The sequence below is a fragment of the Streptomyces sp. TAA040 genome, from assembly GCF_000424845.1.
Genome location: NZ_AUKR01000033.1, coordinates 1 through 19,541 on the forward strand (window position 1 = coordinate 1; position 19,541 = coordinate 19,541).

2 protein-coding genes are annotated in these 19,541 nt (G+C 74.8%); both read right to left on the reverse strand.

Annotated features, from left to right (window positions below):
* The coding region (locus H300_RS0120415) for a type I polyketide synthase (protein ID WP_037981222.1) at positions 1-6,528 on the reverse strand (6,528 nt) is incomplete at its 3' end.
* Between the two features lie 37 nt (positions 6,529-6,565).
* Positions 6,566-19,541 (reverse strand): type I polyketide synthase (locus H300_RS0120420; protein ID WP_028428889.1); only part of this gene is annotated, 12,976 nt, incomplete at its 5' end.

Below are 19,541 nucleotides of genomic sequence, written 5' to 3' on the forward strand. Positions count from 1 at the left end.
GGTGTGGCCGATGTTGGACTTCAGCGAGCCGATCCACACCGGCCGGTCCACCGGACGCTCCTGCCCGTACGTCGCCAGCAGCGCCTGCGCCTCGATCGGATCACCCAACCGCGTCCCCGTACCGTGCGCCTCCACCACGTCCACCTCGGACGCCGCCAACCCCGCATCCGCCAACGCCGCACGGATCACCCGCTGCTGCGACGGACCACTCGGCGCCGTCAGACCATTGCTCGCACCATCCTGATTCACCGCCGAACCCCGCACCACCGCCAACACCGGATGCCCGTTGCGCCGCGCATCCGACAACCGCTCCACCAGCAGCATGCCCGTGCCCTCGCCGAAGGCGGTCCCGTCGGCCGCCGCGGCGAAGGACTTGCAGCGGCCGTCCGGGGCCAGACCGCCCTGGCGGCTGAACTCCACGAACAGTTCGGGGCTGCACATCACGGTCGCGCCGCCGGCCAGCGCCAGCGAGCACTCGCCCGACCGCAGCGATTGGGCCGCGAGGTGCAGGGCCACCAGCGAGGACGAGCACGCCGTGTCCACGGTGACCGCGGGGCCTTCCAGCCCGAAGAAGTAGGCGAGGCGTCCGGAGACGATGCTTCCCGAGTTGCCGGTGCCGAGGAATCCTTCGACGTCCTCGGGGATGTAGGGCAGCAGTCGGGCGGCGTAGTCCTGCTGCATCAGGCCGACGTACGTGCCGACCGGGGCGCCGCGCAGGGTGGACGGGTCGATGGCCGCGCGCTCGAAGAGTTCCCAGGTGGTTTCCAGGAGCAGCCGCTGCTGCGGGTCCATCGCCAGGGCCTCGCGCGGCGAGATGCCGAAGAACTCCGCGTCGAAATCGGCCGCGTCATGAAGGAAGCCGCCGTCGCGGGTGATGGAGGTGCCGATACGGTCGGGATCGGGGTCGTAGAGCGTGTCCGGGCTCCAGCCCCGGTCGGTGGGGAACCCGGAGATGCCGTCGCGACCCTCGGCCAGCATCCGCCACAGGTCCTCGGGCGAGCGGACACCGCCGGGTAGGCGGCAGGCCGCGGAGACGATCGCGATCCGGTCGTCGTCCGCGTCCCGGTTCCGGCCGGCCGGCCTCGCGGGTACCGCGGGCATGACAGCCGTGGCCGCTTCCGTGCCTGTGAGTCCGGCGCCCAGGAATTCCGCGAGCGCCGCCGGGGTCGGGTGGTCGAACACCAGGCCGGCGGGAAGCCGCAGGCCGGTGGCGGCGTTCAGGCGGTTGCGCAGCTCCACCGAGGCCAGTGAGTCGAATCCCAGTTCGCGGAAGGCCCGTCCGGGGTCGAGGGTGTCCGGGGAGGTGTGGCCGAGGACGGCTGCCGCGTGGGTGCGGACGAGTTCGACGAGCAGCCGGGTCCGTCCGTTGGCGTCGAGGGCCGCGAGGCGCCTGCGCAGGGCGTTGTCGTCGGCCGTCGCCTCCGCAGCCGTGGCCGCCCGGCGCGGCGGCGTGCGCACCAGGCCGCGAAGCAGCGGCGGCAGGGAACCGTCCGCCGCCGCGGACCGCAGGGCCGCGGTGTCGAGGTGCATCGGGAGCAGTGCGGCCCGGTCCACGGCGAGGGCGGTGTCGAAGAGCGCGAGCCCCCGTTCGGTGGAGAGCGGCGGCATCCCGGACCGGGCGAGACGTCGTACGTCGTCCGCGTCCAGGTGTCCGGTGAGGGCGCTGGGCTGCTCCCACAGGGTCCAGGCCAGGGACTGGCCGGCCAGCCCCGCCGCCCGGCGCTGGGCGGCCAGGGCGTCGAGGAAGGCGTTGGCGGCGGCGTAGTTGGCCTGTCCGGGGCCGCCGAAGGTGCCCGCGGCCGAGGAGAAGAGCACGAAGTGCGTGAGGTCGAGGTCGCGGGTCAGTTCGTGCAGGTGGAGGGCGGCGTCGACCTTGGGGCGCAGTACGGCGTCCACCCGGTCGGGGGTGAGTGCGGTGACGACGCCGTCGTCGAGGGTGCCCGCGGTGTGGACCACGGCGGTCAGCGGGTGCGCGGGAGGCAGGTCCGCGAGCACGGCGGCCAGGGCGACCCGGTCGGCGGCGTCGCAGGCGACGATGGCGGTCTCGGCCCCCAGCGCGGCGAGTTCGGCCCGCAATCCTTCGGCTCCGGCGGCGGCCGGGCCGCCGCGGGAGAGCAGCAGCAGGTGCCGGACGCCGTGCCCGGTGACCAGGCGGCGGGCGACGTGGGAGCCGAGCAGGCCGGTGCCGCCGGTGATGAGGACCGTGCCGTCCGGGTCGAACGCCCGGAGAGGCCCGGCCGCATCGGCTGAGAGATCCGGATCGTTCCTGAGGACCCGGGCCAGCCGGGGTACGCGGACGTCGCCGCCGCGGACCGCGGACTCCGGTTCACCCGAGGCGAGGGCCGCGGCGACACCCGCGGAGGTACCGCGCTCGTCCTCGGCGTCGAGGTCGAGCAGGGCGAAGCGCCCGGGGTGTTCGGACCGGGCTGAGCGGACCAGGCCCCAGAGCGCGCTGTGCGCGGGGTTGCGTACGTCCTCCCCCTCCCCGGCGCTTACCGCGCCCCGGGTGGCGAACACCAGGCGCGAGCCGGCGAAGCGGTCGTCGGCGAGCCAGGTCCGGACGTCGGTGAGGGCCTGGTGGACGGCCGCGCGGATCGCCGCGGCCGGTCCGGCCGCGTCCGCAGGCTCCACGCAGGCGAGCAGGACCGTTTCGGGCACCGGGGCTCCGGCGTCGACAGCGGCCGGCAGCGTGGCCAGGTCCGCGGTGCGGTGGACGGGTCCGCCGTTGCCGCGGGGGGGTGTGGTGACCCACTCCGTCACGTAGAGGTCCTGGTGGCGCCGGCCGTGGGGGGCGCGGTCGGCGCCGAGGCTGACAGTGCCCGCGGGCCGCAGGACCAGCGCGTCGACGGTCGCCACGGGGGCACCGGTCGCGTCGGCGACGGTGAGCGTCACCGCGTCGGGTCCGGCCGGGGCGAGCCGGACGCGGATCGCGCCGGCGCCGGTGGCATGCAGCGTCACACCGTTCCAGGAGAACGGCAGCCGTCCCTCGGGGTGGGCGTCCGCGGGGGTGCCGGGCACGCCTGTGGCGTGCAGGGCGGCGTCCAGCAGGGCCGGGTGCAGGCTGAAGCGGGCGGCGTCGGGGGCGGGCACTGCGGCCTCCGCGAACAGCTCGTCGCCGCGCCGCCAGGCCGCGTGCAGACCCTGGAAGGCGGGACCGTAGGCGAATCCGCCCGCCGCGAAGCGGTCGTACAGTCCGTCGAGGGCGAGGGGTTCAGCTCCGGGCGGCGGCCAGGGCATCGGCCCGTCGGCCTCGGCGCCTTCCGCGCCGTCCCGGGCCAGGACGCCTTCGGCGTGCCTGGTCCACCCGTCGTCGTCGGGGTCGCCGTCGACGGGTGGGTCCGGCCGGGAGTGCAGACCGAGCGGGCGGTGGCCCAGGGAGTCGGGGGCGCCCACGGTGAGGCGCAGCACGGTACCGCCGTGCTCGGGCAGCACCAGGGGGGCTTCAAGGGTGAACTCCTCGACCCGGGGGCAGCCGACGCGGGCTCCGGCCTGGAGCGCGAGTTCCAGGAAGGCGGTGCCCGGGAGCAGTACCCGGCCGCCGACAGCGTGGTCGGCGAGCCACGGGTGGGTGTGCGCCGACAGGCGGCCGGTGAGGAGCAGGCCGTCGCTGTCCGCGAGGACCACGACGGCGCCCAGCAGCGGATGGTCCGCGGGGGTCAGGCCGGCGGCGGTGACGTCGGCGGCGGGCGTGGCGCTGTCCTCCAGCCAGTACGGGTCGCGCTGGAAGGCGTAGGTGGGCAGTTCCACCCGTCCGGGGCGGCGGTCGGCGAAGACGGTGTCCCAGTCCGGGGACACTCCGCGCAGATGGAGTTCGGCCAGGGACTCGGTGAACCGGCGCGGGCCTCCGTCGTCGCGGCGCAGGGTGCCCATGGCGGTGGCGTCGGCGCCCGCGTCCTCGACGGTCTCCAGCATCCCGACGGTGAGGACCGGGTGCGGGCTGCTCTCCAGCAGCACCTGGTAGCCGTCCGCGAGCAGGGCGCGGGTCGCCTGTTCGAAGCGGACGGTCCCGCGCAGGTTTTGGTACCAGTAGCCGGCGTCCAGGACGGAGGTGTCCTCCAGCAGGGCGCCGCTGACCGTGGAGTAGAACGGGACGGCGGACGGGCGCGGGGTCAGTCCGTCCAGCTGAGCGAGCAGTTCCGTACGGATGTCCTCGACGTGGGCGCTGTGCGAGGCGTAGTCGACGGGGATGCGCCGGCTGCGGATGTCCAGGGCCGTCGTCCGGTCGAGGAACGCGTCGAGCGCGCCGGTGTCTCCGGAGACCACGGTGGAGGCAGGTCCGTTGACGGCGGCGACGGAGAGCCGGCCGTCCCAGGGGGCGAGGTGCTCGGCGACCTGTTCGGCGGGCAGGGCCACCGAGGCCATGCCGCCGCGGCCGGACAGGGCGCGGATCGCCCGGCTGCGCAGGGCGACGATCCGTGCGGCGTCGTCCAGGGAGAGGGCGCCGGCGACGCACGCCGCCGCGATCTCGCCCTGGGAGTGGCCGATGACCGCGCCGGGGGTGACGCCGTAGGAGCGCCATAGCTCGGCCAGGGAGACCATGACGGCCCACAGCACCGGCTGCACCACGTCCACGCGTTCGGCCGGCGGGGTGCCGGGGGCGCCGCGCAGGACGGCCTCCAGGGACCAGTCGACGAAGGGGGCCAGGGCGCGCTCGCAGGCCGCGACGCGGGCGGCGAAGGCGGGGGCCGAGTCGAGGAGGTCGACGGCCATGCCGGCCCATTGCGATCCCTGTCCGGGAAACACAAGGGCGACTTCGCCGCCGGTTCCTGCGGTGCCGCGGACCAGGCCGGGGGCGGTGCGGTCGGCCGCCAGGGCGTCGAGGCCGTCCCGGAACCCGTCGAGGTGCGACCCGATCAGGACCGCCCGGTGCTCGTGCGCGGCGCGGGTCGTCGCGAGGGCGTGGCCGACCTCGGCCACGCCGGGTCCGGGGTGGGCACCGAGGTGGTCGCGGAGCCGTACGGCCTGGGAGCGCAGCGCGTCGGCGGTGCGTCCGGAGAGCACCCAGGGGACGACGGGTGGCGGTGTGCCGTCGGGGTCCGGGGTGTGCCGGGCCGCGTCTTGGCCGGCGGGAGCGTCGGCGTCTTCAAAGGCGGCCGAAGCGGCAGGTCCTCCCTGCTCTGCGGGTTCTGCGGGGCCTGCGGAGCCTGCCGCCTGTTCCAGGACGACATGTCCGTTGGTGCCACTGACGCCGAAGGAGGAAACCGCTGCCCGGCGCGGCCGTCCGGTCTCGGGCCAGGGGGTGTTCGCCGTGACCAGGCGTACCGCGCCCGCGGTCCAGTCGATCTGCGGGGACGGGTCCTGCGCGTGCAGGGTGGGTGGGACGGTGCCGTGCCGCATGGCGAGGACGGTCTTGATGACGCCGCCGACGCCCGCCGCCGCCTGGGTGTGCCCGATGTTGGACTTCAGCGAGCCGAGCAGCAGCGGCTGCCCGTCCGCGCGGTCCTGCCCGTAGGTGGCCAGCAGGGCCTGGGCCTCAATCGGGTCGCCCAGCGGGGTGCCGGTGCCGTGCGCCTCGACCACGTCCACGTCGGCAGGGGTGAGTCCGGCGTTGGCCAGGGCGTGGCGGATGACGCGCTGCTGGGCGGGGCCGTTGGGGGCGGTGAGCCTGCTGCTGGCGCCGTCCTGGTTGACGGCGGTGCCGCGGATCAGGGCGAGGACCGGGTGGCCGTTGCGCCGGGCGTCGGAGAGGCGCTCCAGCAGGAGCATGCCGACGCCCTCGCTCCAGCCGGTGCCGTCGGCGGCGGCGGCGAAGGACTTGCAGCGGCCGTCCCGGGCCAGGCCGCCCTGGCGGCTCATCTCCACGAACGGGACGGGTGTCGACATGACCATCGCACCCCCGGCCAGGGCCAGGGTGCAGTCGCCGGCCCGCAGGGCCTGGGCGGCGAGGTGGAGGGCGACCAGCGAGGAGGAGCAGGCGGTGTCGATGCTGACCGCCGGGCCCTCCAGGCCGAAGGTGTAGGCGACGCGGCCTGAGGCGACGCTGTCCGAGCTGCCGCTGCCGACGTAGCCGGCCACGTCGTCGGGAACCTGCCGCAGCCGTACCGCGTAGTCCTGGTACATCACTCCGGCGAAGACACCGGTCCTGCTGCCCCGCAGGGTCGCGGGGTCGATGCCGGCCCGTTCGAACGCCTCCCAGGTGGTTTCCAGGAGGAGCCGCTGCTGTGGGTCCATCGCGAGCGCTTCGCGCGGGGAGATGCCGAAGAATCCGGGGTCGAAGTGCCCGACGTCGTCGAGGAAGCCGCCCAGGGCGGTGTGGCTGGTGCCCTCGCGCAGTTGTTCCGGGTCGTCCAGGTGGTCGAGGTCCCAGCCCCGGTCGCGGGGGAAGCCGGTGATGGCGTCGGTGCCGTCGGTGACCAGGCGCCACAGGTCCTCGGGGGACCGTACACCGCCGGGGTAGCGGCAGCTCATCGCGACGAGCGCGATGGGTTCGCGGCCCGCTTCCTCGGCTTCGGTCAGGCGCCGACGGGTGTGGTGCAGGTCCGCCGTCACGCGCTTGAGGTAGTCCCTCAGTTTGTCGTCGTTCACCATGGGGAGCCGCCGTCCTGGTTCGCGTGTCGGGTCGGTGTCATGACAGGCCGAGCTCGTTGTCGATGAGGTCGAAGAGCTCGTCGTCGGCGGCGCCGTCCATGCGGCCCTCGATGGAGTCGGCTGCCGGGCCGTCGCCGTCCGCCGCGGTGGCCGCCGGGTCGAGGCGGCCCAGGAGTTCCCGGAGCCGGCCGACGAGCCGTTCGCGGTCCGCCGGATCGTCGACACCGCCGTCGAGGGCGCCTTCCAGGCGGCCCAGTTCGGCGAGGCCGGGGGCCGGGCCGGGACCGGCGTCGGGGACCAGTTCGGCGGCGAGGTGCCCGGCGATCGCGGACGGGGTGGGGTGGTCGAAGAGCAGGGTGGCCGGCAGGGGGTGGCCGGTGGCGGCGCGCAGCCGGTTGCGCAGTTCCACCGCGGTCAGCGAGTCGAAGCCGACCTCCAGCAGACCGCGGCCGGGCTCGACCGCGGCCGGGCCGCTGTGGCCGAGGACCAGGGCGGCGTGGGAGCGGACCAGGTCGAGGAGGACCCGGCCGCGCTGGGTGTCGTTGAGGGAGCCGAGGCGCTGCTTCAGGGCTTCGGGCCCGACTGGGCCGGCGCCGGCGGCGGGGCCCGCGGCGCCGCGCCGGGCGACGGGGCGCACCAGGCCGCGCAGCAGGGCGGGGACGCCGCCGGTGGCGGCCTGGGCGCGGACGGCCGCGGTGTCGAGCCGCAGCGGGAGGACGACCGGCTCGTCGAGAGTGCCGGCCGTGTCGAACAGCGCCAACCCCTGGGCCGGGTCGAAGGCGACGATCCCGCCCCGGGCGATCCGTCGCAGGTCTGCCTCGGTGAGCCCGCCGGTCATCCCGGTGCTGTTGGCCCACAGGCCCCAGGCGAGGGAGCGGCCGGGCAGCCCGTCGGCGCGGCGACGGTGGGCCAGTGCGTCCAGGAAGGCGTTGGCAGCGGCGTAGTTGCCCTGGCCCATGCCGCCGAAGACTCCGGCGATGGACGAGAACAGGACGAACTCGGACAGGTCCAGGCCGGCGGTGAGTTCGTGCAGGTTGACCGCCGCGTCCACCTTGGGGCGCAGGACGAGGTCCAGCTGCTCGGGCGTCATGGTGGCGACGACCCCGTCGGCCAGGACGCCCGCGGCATGCACCACCCCGGTCAAGGGGCGGGCGGGGGGCAGGGCGGCCAGCAGGGCCGCGAGAGCGTCGCGGTCGGCGGCGTCGCAGGCGATGATCTCGACGTGTGCGCCCAGGGCTGCGAGTTCGGCGAGGAGTTCCGGCGCGCCGTCGGAGGCGGGGCCGCTGCGGCTGGTCAGCAGCAGGTGCCGGACGCCGTGTTCGGCGGCCAGGTGACGGGCGACGTGGGCGCCGATGGCGCCGGTTCCGCCGGTGATCAGGACGGTGCCGTCGCCGTCCCAGCCGGGTGTGCGCCCGGTGGCGGCCAGCGGTACGCGGGCCAGCCGGGCGATGTGGACAGCCCCGGCCCGGATCGCGAGCTGGGGCTCCCCGGACGCGAGGGCTTCGGCGAGTACGGCGGGCGGGATCTCGTGGGCGTCCAGGTCCAGCAGGACGAAGCGGTCGGGGTTCTCTGTCTGCGCCGAGCGGACCATGCCCCAGAGCGCGGCCAGGGCCGGATCCGGGACGTCGTCGCCGGTCACCGGGACCGCGCCCGCGGTGACCAGGACCAGCTTGGAGCCGGTCAGGCGCTCGTCGGCCAGCCAGTCGCGCAGCAGGGCGAGGACCGTGCCGAGGCCGTCGTGGACCGCCTCGCGGAGGGTGCCGGGCGGCGCGTACGGGGTCGGGGCAGGCGGGCAGGTGGCCAGGACCAGCCGGGGTGGCGGGGCACCCGCGTCGAGCAGTGCGGACAGCGCGGCGAGGTCGGTGACCGTACGGCCGGGAAGCGGTGCGGCGCCGGAGGGCAGGGGGGTCCCGGTGCCGAGCACGGTCCAGGACTCCGGGCCGAAGACGGCGCCCGCCGCCGTCCCGGCGCGCTCGGGCAGGGTCTGCCACTCGGGGCGGAACAGCTCCTCGTGGTGTCCGCCGCGAGTGGCCTCGAAACGGTCGGGCGAGACGGGCCGCAGGACCAGGGAGCGGGCCGAGACCACCGGCCGCCCGCCGGCGTCGGTCGCCCGCACGGCGACGGCGTCGCGGCCGGTGGGGGTCAGCCGCAGCCGGAGTTCGGTGGCGCCGGAGGCGTGCAGGCGCACCCCGTTCCAGGAGAACGGCAGCCAGCCCCGCGCGGGTCCCTCCAGTACGTCGAACACCAGCGCGTGCAGGGCGGCGTCCAGCAGGGCCGGGTGCAGGCCGAACGCGGCGGCGTCCGGCTGCTGCTCTTCGGGCAGGCTCGCGGCGGCGTACACCTCGTCGCCGAGCCGCCAGGCCGCGCGCAGGCCCTGGAACGCGGGGCCGTAGGCGAATCCACCGGCCGCGAAGCGGTCGTACAGGCCTTCCGTGTCGAGGGGGACGGCTCCGGGCGGCGGCCAGGCCGCGGGGTCCGCCGGGTCCGCCGGGTCGGGGTCGGCGGCGGAGGTGAGCAGGCCGCTCGCGTGCCGGGTCCAGGGGGCGTCGGGGCCGTCGGCGGCGGCACGGGCGTGGACGCTCAGCGGGCGGGTACCGGAGGCGTCGGGGCTTCCGACGGTGAGCTGAACTACGACGGCTCCGTCCGCCGGGAGCACCAGCGGTGCCTCCAGGGTCAGTTCCTCGACCTGGTCGCAGCCGACCTGGTCGCCCGCGCGGACCGCGAGTTCCAGGAACGCGGTGGCGGGGAACAGCACGCCCTCGTAGACGCCGTGGTCGGCCAGCCAGGGGTGGCTGCGGACCGAGAACCTGCCGGTGAAGAGGAAGCCGTCGGAGTCCGCGAGTTCCGTTCCGGCACCGAGCAGCGGGTGGTCGACCGTCCGCAGTCCGGCCGCGGGCAGGTCCGCCGTGGCGGGGCCGGCCTCCAGCCAGTAGCTGCCGCGCTGGAAGGCGTAGGTCGGTAGGTCGACGGCGGAGCGGGACGGGCCGCCGGAGTGAACGGTGTTCCAGTCCACGCGGACGCCCGCGACGTGCAGCCGGGCCAGGGCGGCCGTCGCCGCGGGCGCTTCGGGCCGGTCCTTGCGCAGCAGGGGCAACAGCAGCGTGGAGCTGCCGGGGACTCCGGTGGTGTCGGCCAGGCAGTCCTGTCCCATGGCGGTGAGCGCGCCGTCGGGTCCGAGCTCCAGGAACACGGTGACGCCGTCCGCTTCCAGGTGGCGTACGCCGTCCTGGAAGCGGACGGCGCCGCGCACGTGCTCCACCCAGTAGTCCGGTGAGCCGAGCTGCTCGGAGGTGGTCGGCTCGCCTGTCAGGTCGGAGATGACGGGGACGGTAGCCTCTCCCGGGACGATCCGCGCCGCGACCTCGCGGAACTCGGCGAGCATGGGCTCCATGAGGGGCGAGTGGAAGGCGTGGGAGACGCGCAGCCGTCGGGTCTTGCGCCCCCGCGCGGCGAGTACGGCGGCGATCTCGTCCACCGCCGCCGCGGTACCGGAGATCACGGTCGAGACCGGGCCGTTGACCGCGGCGAGGCCGACGTCGCCCTCGCGGCCCGCGAGCAGCGGCAGTACCTCCTCCTCCCCGGCGGCGAGGGCGGCCATCGCGCCGCCCGCCGGGAGAGCCTGCATCAGCCGTCCCCGCGCGACCACCAGTTCCGCGGCGTCGGGCAGGGCGAACACGCCGGCGGCGTGGGCAGCGGCCAGCTCTCCCACGGAGTGGCCGAGCAGCCGGTCGGGATGTACGCCCCAGTGCTCGACCAGCCGGAACAGTGCGACGCCGAGGGCGAACAGGGCGGGCTGGGTGTACTCGGTGCGGTCCAGCATGCCGTGGCCGGGGTCGCCGGGGCCCGCGTCGATCACCTCCCGCAGCGGGCGGTCGAGCAACGGATCGAGTTCCGCGCAGACCGCGTCGAAGGCGTCGGCGAAGACCGGGAACCGCGCGTACAGTTCGGCGCCCATGCCGGTGCGCTGACTGCCCTGGCCGGGAAACAGGAAGGCGGTCTTCGCGGCCGGGCCGGTGACTCCGCTCACCAGGTCCGGCGACGGCTCCCCGGCGGCGAGGGCGGTGAGCCCGTGGAGCAGGGTCTTCCGGTCCGTGCCGGTGAGAGCGGCCCGGTACTCGAAGGCGCTGCGGTTCAGCGCCAGGGAACGGCCCAGGTCCGCGACGGCGAGGGCCGGATCGTGCTCCACGTGCCGCAGCAGCCGGGCGGCCTGCTCCCGCAGTGCATCCGCGCTGCGGGCGGAGAGGAGCCAGGGCAGGGCGGGCGCGGCGGGGGTGGTCGCCGGGGTCGGCGCGGGGTCGACGGCCTGGGCCGGTTCGAACGCGTCGGGGACGGCGGGGGTGGCGGCCGGGGCCGGTTCGGTGGACTGTTCGAGGATGGTGTGGGCGTTGGTGCCGCTGACTCCGAACGACGACACCGCGGCCCGCCGGGGGCGCCCGGTCTCCGGCCACGGGGTGTCGTCGGTGAGCAGCCGGACCGCGCCGGCCGACCAGTCCACGTGGGGTGTCGGCGTGTCGACGTGCAGGGTGCGCGGCAGCGCTCCGTGTCGCATGGCCTGCACCATCTTGATGATGCCGGCGACTCCGGCGGCGGCCTGGCTGTGTCCGATGTTCGACTTCAGCGACCCCAGCCACAGCGGCTGCCGCTCGCCGCGTTCCCGGCCGTACGTGGCCAGGAGTGCCTGGGCCTCGATCGGGTCGCCCAGCCGGGTCCCGGTGCCGTGCGCCTCCACCGCGTCGACCTCGGAGGCGATCAGTCCGGCGTCGGCGAGGGCCGCCCGGATGACCCGCTGCTGGGAGGGTCCGTTGGGGGCGGTCAGGCCGTTGCTGGCGCCGTCCTGGTTGACGGCGGAGCCGCGTACGAGGGCGAGCACCGGGTGGCCGTTGCGCCGGGCGTCCGAGAGGCGTTCCAGGACGAGCAGTCCGGCGCCCTCGGCCCAGGAGGTGCCGTCGGCGGCCGCGGCGAACGGTTTGCAGCGGCCGTCCTCGGCGAGCACCCGTTGCCGGCTGAACTCCACGAACGCGCCCGGTGTCGACATCACGGTCACCCCGCCGGCGAGCGCCAGCGAGCATTCGCCCGCCCGCAGCGATTGGGCCGCGAGGTGGACCGCGACCAGCGACGAGGAGCACGCCGTGTCGACGGTCACCGCGGGCCCTTCGAGACCGAGGCCGTAGGAGATCCGCCCGGACGCCACGCTGCCCGCGCTGCCGATGCCGAGGTAGCCCTCGAACTCTTCGGAGGGCTCGGTGACGCGCGACCCGTAGTCGTGGTGGCTGCATCCGACGAAGACGCCGCTCGCGCTGCCCTTGAGCGACAGCGGGTCGATACCGGCCCGCTCGAACGCCTCCCAGGAGAGTTCGAGCAGCAGCCGCTGCTGGGGGTCGATGGTCAGCGCCTCGCGCGGGGAGATCCCGAAGAAGGCCGGGTCGAAGCGGTCGGCGTCGTGGAGGAAGCCGCCTTCCCGTGCGTAGGTGCTGCCGGCCCGGTCCGGGTCCGGGTCGTAGAGGCCGTCCAGGTCCCAGCCCCGTCCGGTGGGGAAGCCGGTGATCGCGTCCTGCCCGCCCACGACGAGCTCCCACAGCTCCTCGGGGGTGCCGACGCCGCCGGGGTAGCGGCAGCTCATGGCGACCACGGCGATCGCCTCGTCCTCGGGCACCGCGTCGGCCGCGGGCACCTGCCCGGGAGCGTCGGGCGTCTCCGTGGCGGGCGTTCCCGGCAGTTCGGTGCGCAGGTGTCCGGCCAGGTCCGTGGCCGTGGGGTAGTCGAAGGCCAGGGTCACCGACAGGCGCAGGCCGGTGGCCACGGCGAGCCGGTTGCGCAGTTCGACGGCGGTCAACGAATCGAAGCCGATGTCCTTGAACACATGGGCCGGTTCCACCGCCTCGGGCCCGGGGTGGCCCAGCACGGCGGCGACCTCGCGGCGGACCAGGTCCAGCAGGGCCCGGTCCCGTTCCGCCGGGGGCAGTGCGGCCAGCCGCAGAGCCGGCGGCTCGGCGCCGTCGGCCGTGCTCCGGGACCCGCCTGCGGCGGCGAGTGCGTCCCGTACCTCGGGCAGGTCCCCGAGGGCGGCGCTGGGCCGGAGCGCGGTGAACGCCCGGGTGAAGCGGTCCCAGGCGAAGTCGGCGACGAGGACGGCCGTGTCGTCGTGGTCGAGGACCTGGCGCAGCGCGACCGTGGCCGTGGTGGGATCCATGGCGGGCAGTCCGTCGCGGATCAGCCGTTCGGCGACCGCTCCGGAGGCGAGGCTGTCGCCGCCCCACAGGCCCCAGGCCACCGAGGTGCCGGGCAGTCCGAGGTCGCGGCGCTGCCGGGCCAGGGCGTCGAGGTAGGCGTTGGCGGCAGCGTAGCTGCCTTGGCCGGTGCCGCCGAGCGTGCCGGCGAGCGAGGAGAACAGCACGAAGGCGGTCATGTCGAGTTCTCGGGTGAGCACGTCGAGGTTGCGTGCGCCGTCGAGCTTGGGACGCAGCACCCCGGCCGCGCGTTCGGGGGTGATCGAGTCGATCACCCCGTCGTCGAGGACGCCCGCGGTGTGCAGTACGGCGCGCAGCGGGCGCTCGGCCGGAATACCGGCGAGCAGTTCCCCCAGTGCGTCGCGGTCCGCGACGTCGCAGGCCACCGCGGTGACGGCGGCGCCCAGTCCGCGCAGTTCGGCCAGCAGGGCGTCGGCCCCCGGGGCCTGTGCGCCGCGCCGGCTGGTGAGCAGCAGGTGCGCGGTGCCGGTGCGGGCGAGCCATCGGGCGATCTGGGCGCCGAGACCGCCGGTGCCGCCGGTGATCAGGACCGTGCCCTCGGGTGTCCAGTCGCGTACGGGGATGGTGCCGCCGAGTCCGGCGTGGACGACCCTGCGGCCGTAGAGGCCGGTGGCACGTACCGCCAGCTGGTCCTCGCCGTCGGGGCCCGTCAGTGCTTCGGCGAGCCGGGCCGCGGCCCGGTCATCGAGCCGTCGCGGCAGGTCGACCAGGCCGGCCCACCGCTGCGGGTACTCGACGCCGGCGACGCCGCCGAGGCCCCAGACCAGGGCCTGGAGCGTGCTGTCGATCCGGTCGGAGCGGCCGACCGACACCGCGCCCCGGGTGGCGCACCAGAGCGGCGCGTCGGTGCCGAGGTCGCCCAGGGCCTGGAGGAGTGCGACTGTCAGGGTGAGGCCGCGGGGAAGCGCCGATCCGTCGCCGTGGGGTTCTTCGGCCAGAGCCAGCAGCGACAGGAGCCCGGCGGGCGGCGCGTCGGTGTGGTCGTGGGCGTCGCGGAGCAGTGCGGCGAACCGTGTCCGGTCGGTCGCGTCGGGGCCCGCTTCGACCAGGACGGGTGTGGCGCCGTATCCGCGTAGGGAGTCCGCGGCGAACGCGACGGCCGGATCGCCGGCGGCGCCGGCCGGGGCGACGACGAGCCAACTGCCGGTGAGCCGGGGCCGCTCGGGTGCCGGCAGGGGCTTCCAGGCGACCCGGTAGCGCCAGCTGTCGGCGGTCCGGTCGCCGGCCCGCCCGCGCGCCCACTCGGCGAGGGTGGGCACCAGGGAGGCGAGGGAGGCCTTCAGTTCCCCGTCCTCGACCCGCAGGGTGGTGGCGAGGGCGTCCAGGTCCCCGTGGTCGACCGCCTCCCAGAAGCCGGAGTCGGCCGGACCGGGGCCGGTGCCGGTCATGGCGGTGGCGGGCCGGTCGGGGGCGGTGGCGTCCAGCCAGTAGCGCTGCTGCTGGAAGGCGTAGGTGGGCAGGGGTCGCTTGCGCGCGCCGGTTCCGGCGAACACCGTGCCCCAGTCCACCGGCATTCCACGTACCTGGAGTGCGGTGAGCGCGGCGAGGAAGCGGCCGGGGCCGCCCTCGGTGCGGCGCAGGGTGCCGACGACGGCTCCGTCGTCGGCACCGGCCGCTTCGACGGCCTGCTGGAGCCAGACGGTCAACGCGGGGTGGGTGCTGCACTCGACGAAGGTGTGGTGTCCGTCGGCGATGAGCGCGTCGACCGCCCGTCCGAACTCCACGGGCCGGCGCAGGTTCTCGTACCAGTACGCGACGTCCAGGCCCAGGGTGTCCAAGGGGCCGCCGCTGACCGTGGAGTAGAACGGGATGTCGGACGTCCGCGGCGCGGTGTCGGCGAGGAGGGTGAGCAGTTCCTCCCGGAGTTCCTCCACCTGGGGCGAGTGCCCGGCGAAGTCCACGCCGGGGACCGGCCAGGCCAGGACGCCCGCCTCGGAGTACTGCTCGCGCAGTCGTTCCAGTGCCTCCGGGTCGCCGGAGACCGTCACCGCCGTCGGCCCGTTGACCGCGGCGACGTCGAGTGCCCCGTCGTGGGCGGACAGTACTTCGCGTACGGCTTCGACCGGCTGCGGCACGAACAGCATGCCGCCGCGTCCGGTCAGGGCCAGCAGGGCGCGGCTGCGCAGAGCGACGATCCGGGCCGCGTCGTCCAGCGAGAGCGCGCCGGCCACGCAGGCGGCGGCGATCTCCCCCTGGGAGTGGCCGACCACGGCGTCGGGGGCGATCCCGTGCGCCCGCCACAGCTCGGCCAGCGACACCATCATGGCGAACAGCACAGGCTGCACCACGTCCACCCGGTCCATCGGAGGCGCGTCGGGCTCGTCCCGCAGGACCGCCAGCGGCGACCAGTCCAGGTGCGGGGCGAGAGCGCGTTCACAGGCCGCGATCCGGTCGGCGAAGGCCGGGGCGTGGTCAAGCAGTTCCCTGGCCATGCCGGCCCACTCCGATCCCTGGCCGGGGAAGACGAAGACGGTCCTGTCCGATCGGGCGACAGTGCCTTCGACCAGGCCGGGGGCGCGGTCTCCCCTGGCCAGCGCGGCCAGGCCGCCCAGCAGGGTGGCGAGGTCGTCACCGACGACGGCTGCGCGGTGCTCGAAGGCGGTCCTGGTGGTGGCCAGGGAGTAGCCGACGTCGACGGGGGACAGCTCCGGACGCTCCGTCAGGTACGTGTGCAGCCGCTCCGCCTGGGCTTTCACCACCTCGGCGGTCCGCCCGGACAGGACCCACGGGACGGCGGCCCACGGAGTGTCCGGGTCCGTCGAACCGGTTCCGGCGGACGACTCGGCGGTGAGTGCGGGTACGGCAGGCGCGTCGGACACGACGGCGGGTACGGACCCGGCCGGCAAGGCGGGCAGCGGGAGTGCGTGCTCGGCTGGCGGCTGCTCGATGACGACATGGGCGTTGGTGCCACTCAGGCCGAACGAGGACACTCCGGCCCTGCGCGGCCGGCCGGTCTCCGGCCAGGGTGTGGCCTCGGTCAGCAGCGCGACGGCGCCCGCCGTCCAGTCGACGTTCGGGGACGGCCGGTCGATGTGCAGAGTCCGCGGCAGCTCGCCGTGCCCCATGGCCAGCACCATCTTGATGATGCCGCCGACTCCGGCGGCGGCCTGGCTGTGTCCGATGTTCGACTTCAGCGACCCCAGCCACACCGGCCTGTCGGCCGGCCGGTCCTGGCCGTAGGTGGCCAGCAGCGCGTCGGCCTCGATGGGGTCGCCCAGCCGGGTGCCGGTGCCGTGCGCCTCCACCGCGTCCACGTCGGCGGCCGTCAGCCGGGCGTTCGCCAGCGCGTCGCGGATCACCCGCTGCTGGGCCAAGCCGCTGGGCGCGGTCAGCCCGTTGCTCGCACCGTCCTGGTTGATCGCCGAGCCGCGCAGCACCGCGAGCACCGGGTGGCCGTTGTGTCGGGCGTCCGAGAGGCGCTCCAGCACGAGCAGGCCCACGCCCTCGGCCATGCCGAAGCCGTCCGCCGAGGCGGCGAAGGACTTGCAGCGCCCGTCTTCGGCGAGCCCGCGCTGCCGGCTGAAGCCGGTGAACGACAGCGGGGTGCCCATCACCGTGGCGCCGCCCGCCAGCGCCAGCGCGCACTCGCCCGAGCGCAGCGACTGCGCGGCGAGGTGTACCGCCACCAGTGACGAGGAGCAGGCCGTGTCCACGGTCACGGCGGGTCCCTGGAGGCCGAGTTGGTAAGCGACCCTTCCGGACAGGACGCTGGTGGAGATGCCCGCGATGAACAGGCCCTCCAGCTCGTCGGGGACGTCGCGCAGGGTGCCGCCGTAGCCCTGGTAGGAGGCGCCGGCGAAGACCCCGGTCGGGGTTCCGTGCAGGGATGCCGGGTCGATACCGGCGCGCTCGATCGCCTCCCAGGAGAGTTCGAGCAGCAGCCGCTGCTGCGGGTCCATGGCCAGTGCCTCGCGCGGTGAGATCCCGAAGAATCCAGGGTCGAACCGGTCCGCGTCCCCGACGAATCCGCCTGCGGCGGCGTAGCTCCTGCCGGGCCGGTCAGGGTCCGCGTCGTACAGCGCGTCAAGGTCCCAGCCGCGGTCGGACGGCAGCCCGGAGACGGCGTCGCGCCCGTCGGCGACCAGGCGCCACAGGTCCTCGGGGGTGCGCACGCCGCCGGGGTAGCGGCAGCTCATGGAGACGATCGCGATGGGGTCGTCGTCCACGGCGGGCGCCGCCGACAGCGGCTGCCGGACGGTGGCGGGCTCCTCGGCTGCGTCCAGCAGTCCGGTCTCCAGGTGCCGGGCGAGCGCTGTGGCCGACGCGTAGTCGAAGACGACGGTGACCGGGAGCCGCAGGCCGGTGGCGGTGTTGAGCCGGTTGCGCATGTCCACGGCGGTCAGAGAGTCGAAGCCCAGGTCGCGGAAGGCACGGCCGGGGGCGACCGCGTCCGGCGAGCCGTGGCCGAGGACAGCGGCCGCGTGGGTCCGGACCAGGTCGATCAGCACCCGGGTCCGCTCGGCTGCCGGGAGCGGCTCCAGCCGATCGCGCAGCGCCGAGGACGTCCCCTCGGCCCCGGTCTCGCCGGTCTCCGGTTCGGCGGCCAGCGCGGTGCGCACCTCGGGGAGTTCGCCGATCAGCGGGCTGGGGCGCGCCGAGGTGAACACCGTCGCGAAGCGGTCCCAGTCGATGTCGGCGACCACGACCACCGTCTCGTCGTGGTCCAGGACCTGCTGGAGCCCGGTGATCGCGACCGCGGGCGGCATGAAGAGCACACCGTGGCCGCGCAGGTTCTCCTCCACGAGTTCGGCCGCCATCCCGGCCCCACCCTCGGGGTTCCAGATCCCCCACACCACGGAGGTCGCGGCGAGGCCACGGCTCCTGCGGTCCTCGGCGAGGCCGTCGAGATAGGCGTTGGCTGCGGCGTAGGCGCCGTGGACGGCACTGCCCCACACCCCGGAGATCGAGGAGAACAGCACGAACGCGTCGAGCGTGTCCCGGTCGAAGAGCACGTCCAGGTTCCTGGCCCCGCCGGCCTTGGCGTGGAGGGTGTCGGCGAACTCGTCCACGTCGGTGGCGGGCAGTGGCACCAGCAGCCCGGCCCCCGCGGCGTGGAAGACGGTACTGATCCGGTGGCCGTCCTGTTCGAGGCCGTCCTTCAGGGCGCGCAGGGCCTCCAGGTCGGCGACATCGCACGAGGCCAGGGTGACCTGGGCGCCTGAGGCGGCGAGTTCCTCGGAGAGCTTCGGCGCACCCGGCGCGTCCGCGCCGCGCCGGCTGACCAGCACCAGGTGACCGGCTCCTCGCCGGGCCAGCCAGCGCGCGATCTGCGCGCCGATCCCGCCGGTACCGCCGGTGATCAGCACGGTGCCCTCGGGCCGCCAGCTCCGCCGCGGCGCGGTGTCGCCCAGGGCGGACCGGACCAGCCGCCGGCCGTGGCAGCCGGTGGCCCGTACGGCCACCTGGTCCTCGTCTCCGACCGCGCCGGCCAGCACCCGGCACAGCCGAGGGACGGTGTCCGCGCCCAGGACCTCCGGGAGGTCGATCAGACCGCCCCAGCGCTGCGGGAACTCCAGCGCGGCGACCCGGCCCAGACCCCAGAGCAGATTCTGCGCGGCGCTGACCGCCCTCCCGGTGCCCGTGCCCCCGACCGACACCGCACCCCGAGTGGCCCACCACAGGGGCGCGTCGGTCCCGGCGTCGCCGAGGGACTGCACCAGGGCCAGGTTGAGCGCGGTGCCCAGCGGGACGGAGGGATGTGCGGAGTGCGGGCGCTCGTCGAGGCCCAGCAGCGACAGCACTCCTGTCACCGGGCCGGGAAGCGCGTCGAGGGATGCGCGGACCCGGTCGGCCAGAACGGCGCGGTCGGCCTCCGCCTCGGTGAGCCGTACATGGACCACCGAGGCTCCGGCCTGCTCCATGACGTGGACGGTCGTCTCCGACCGGCGCACCCCTTCTTCGGGCTGACCGTCCGACGACAGTACGAGCCAGCTGCCGCCCAGTGTGACCGGGCGGCCCTCGGGCAGGGCTCGCCAGGTCACGCGGTAGCGCCAGGAGTCGACCACCGAACGCTCGATGCGTTCGGTGCGCCAGGTGGCGAGCGCGGGGAGCACCACGTTCAACGGGTCCTCGGGTGCCACGCCGAGGGTCGTGGTGAACCGGGCCAGGTCACCCCCGCCCAAGGCGTTCCAGAAGTCGTCGCCCTCCGAGGAGGTTCCGGAAGGACCGCCCGCCGCCGGGCCGGTGTCCTCCAACCAGTACGGGCGGCGCTGGAAGGGGTAGGTGGGCAGGGAGACAACGTCCGGACGGTGTCCGGCGAACACCCGGTCCCAGTCGGGCGACAGACCACCCGCGTGTGCCTCTCCCAGGGACGTCAGGAAACGGTCGAGGCCGCTCTCACCGCGCCGCAGCGTACCCAGGACCACGGCGGGGCCCTGCGCGGAGGCGGCGGTGTCGGCCGCATCGGCGGTCTGCTGGACACCGAAGGTGAGCACGGGGTGGGGGCTGGCCTCGACGAAGAACCGGAAACCCTCCGCCAGCAACGTCTCCGTCGCCTTCCCGAACTCGACCGTCTCCCGCAGATTCCGATACCAGTACCCCGCATCCAGACCCTTCGTATCCAACCAACCACCCGTCACCGTCGAGAAGAACGGCACAGAACCCGAAACAGGAGCGATCCCGGCCACACCAGAGAGCAACCGCTCACGAACCCCCTCCACATGCGAGGAATGCGACGCATAGTCGACCTCCACACGACGGGCCCGAACACCCTCACCAACAAGAACCCCAAAAAACCCGGCAACCGCGTCCACATCACCCGACACC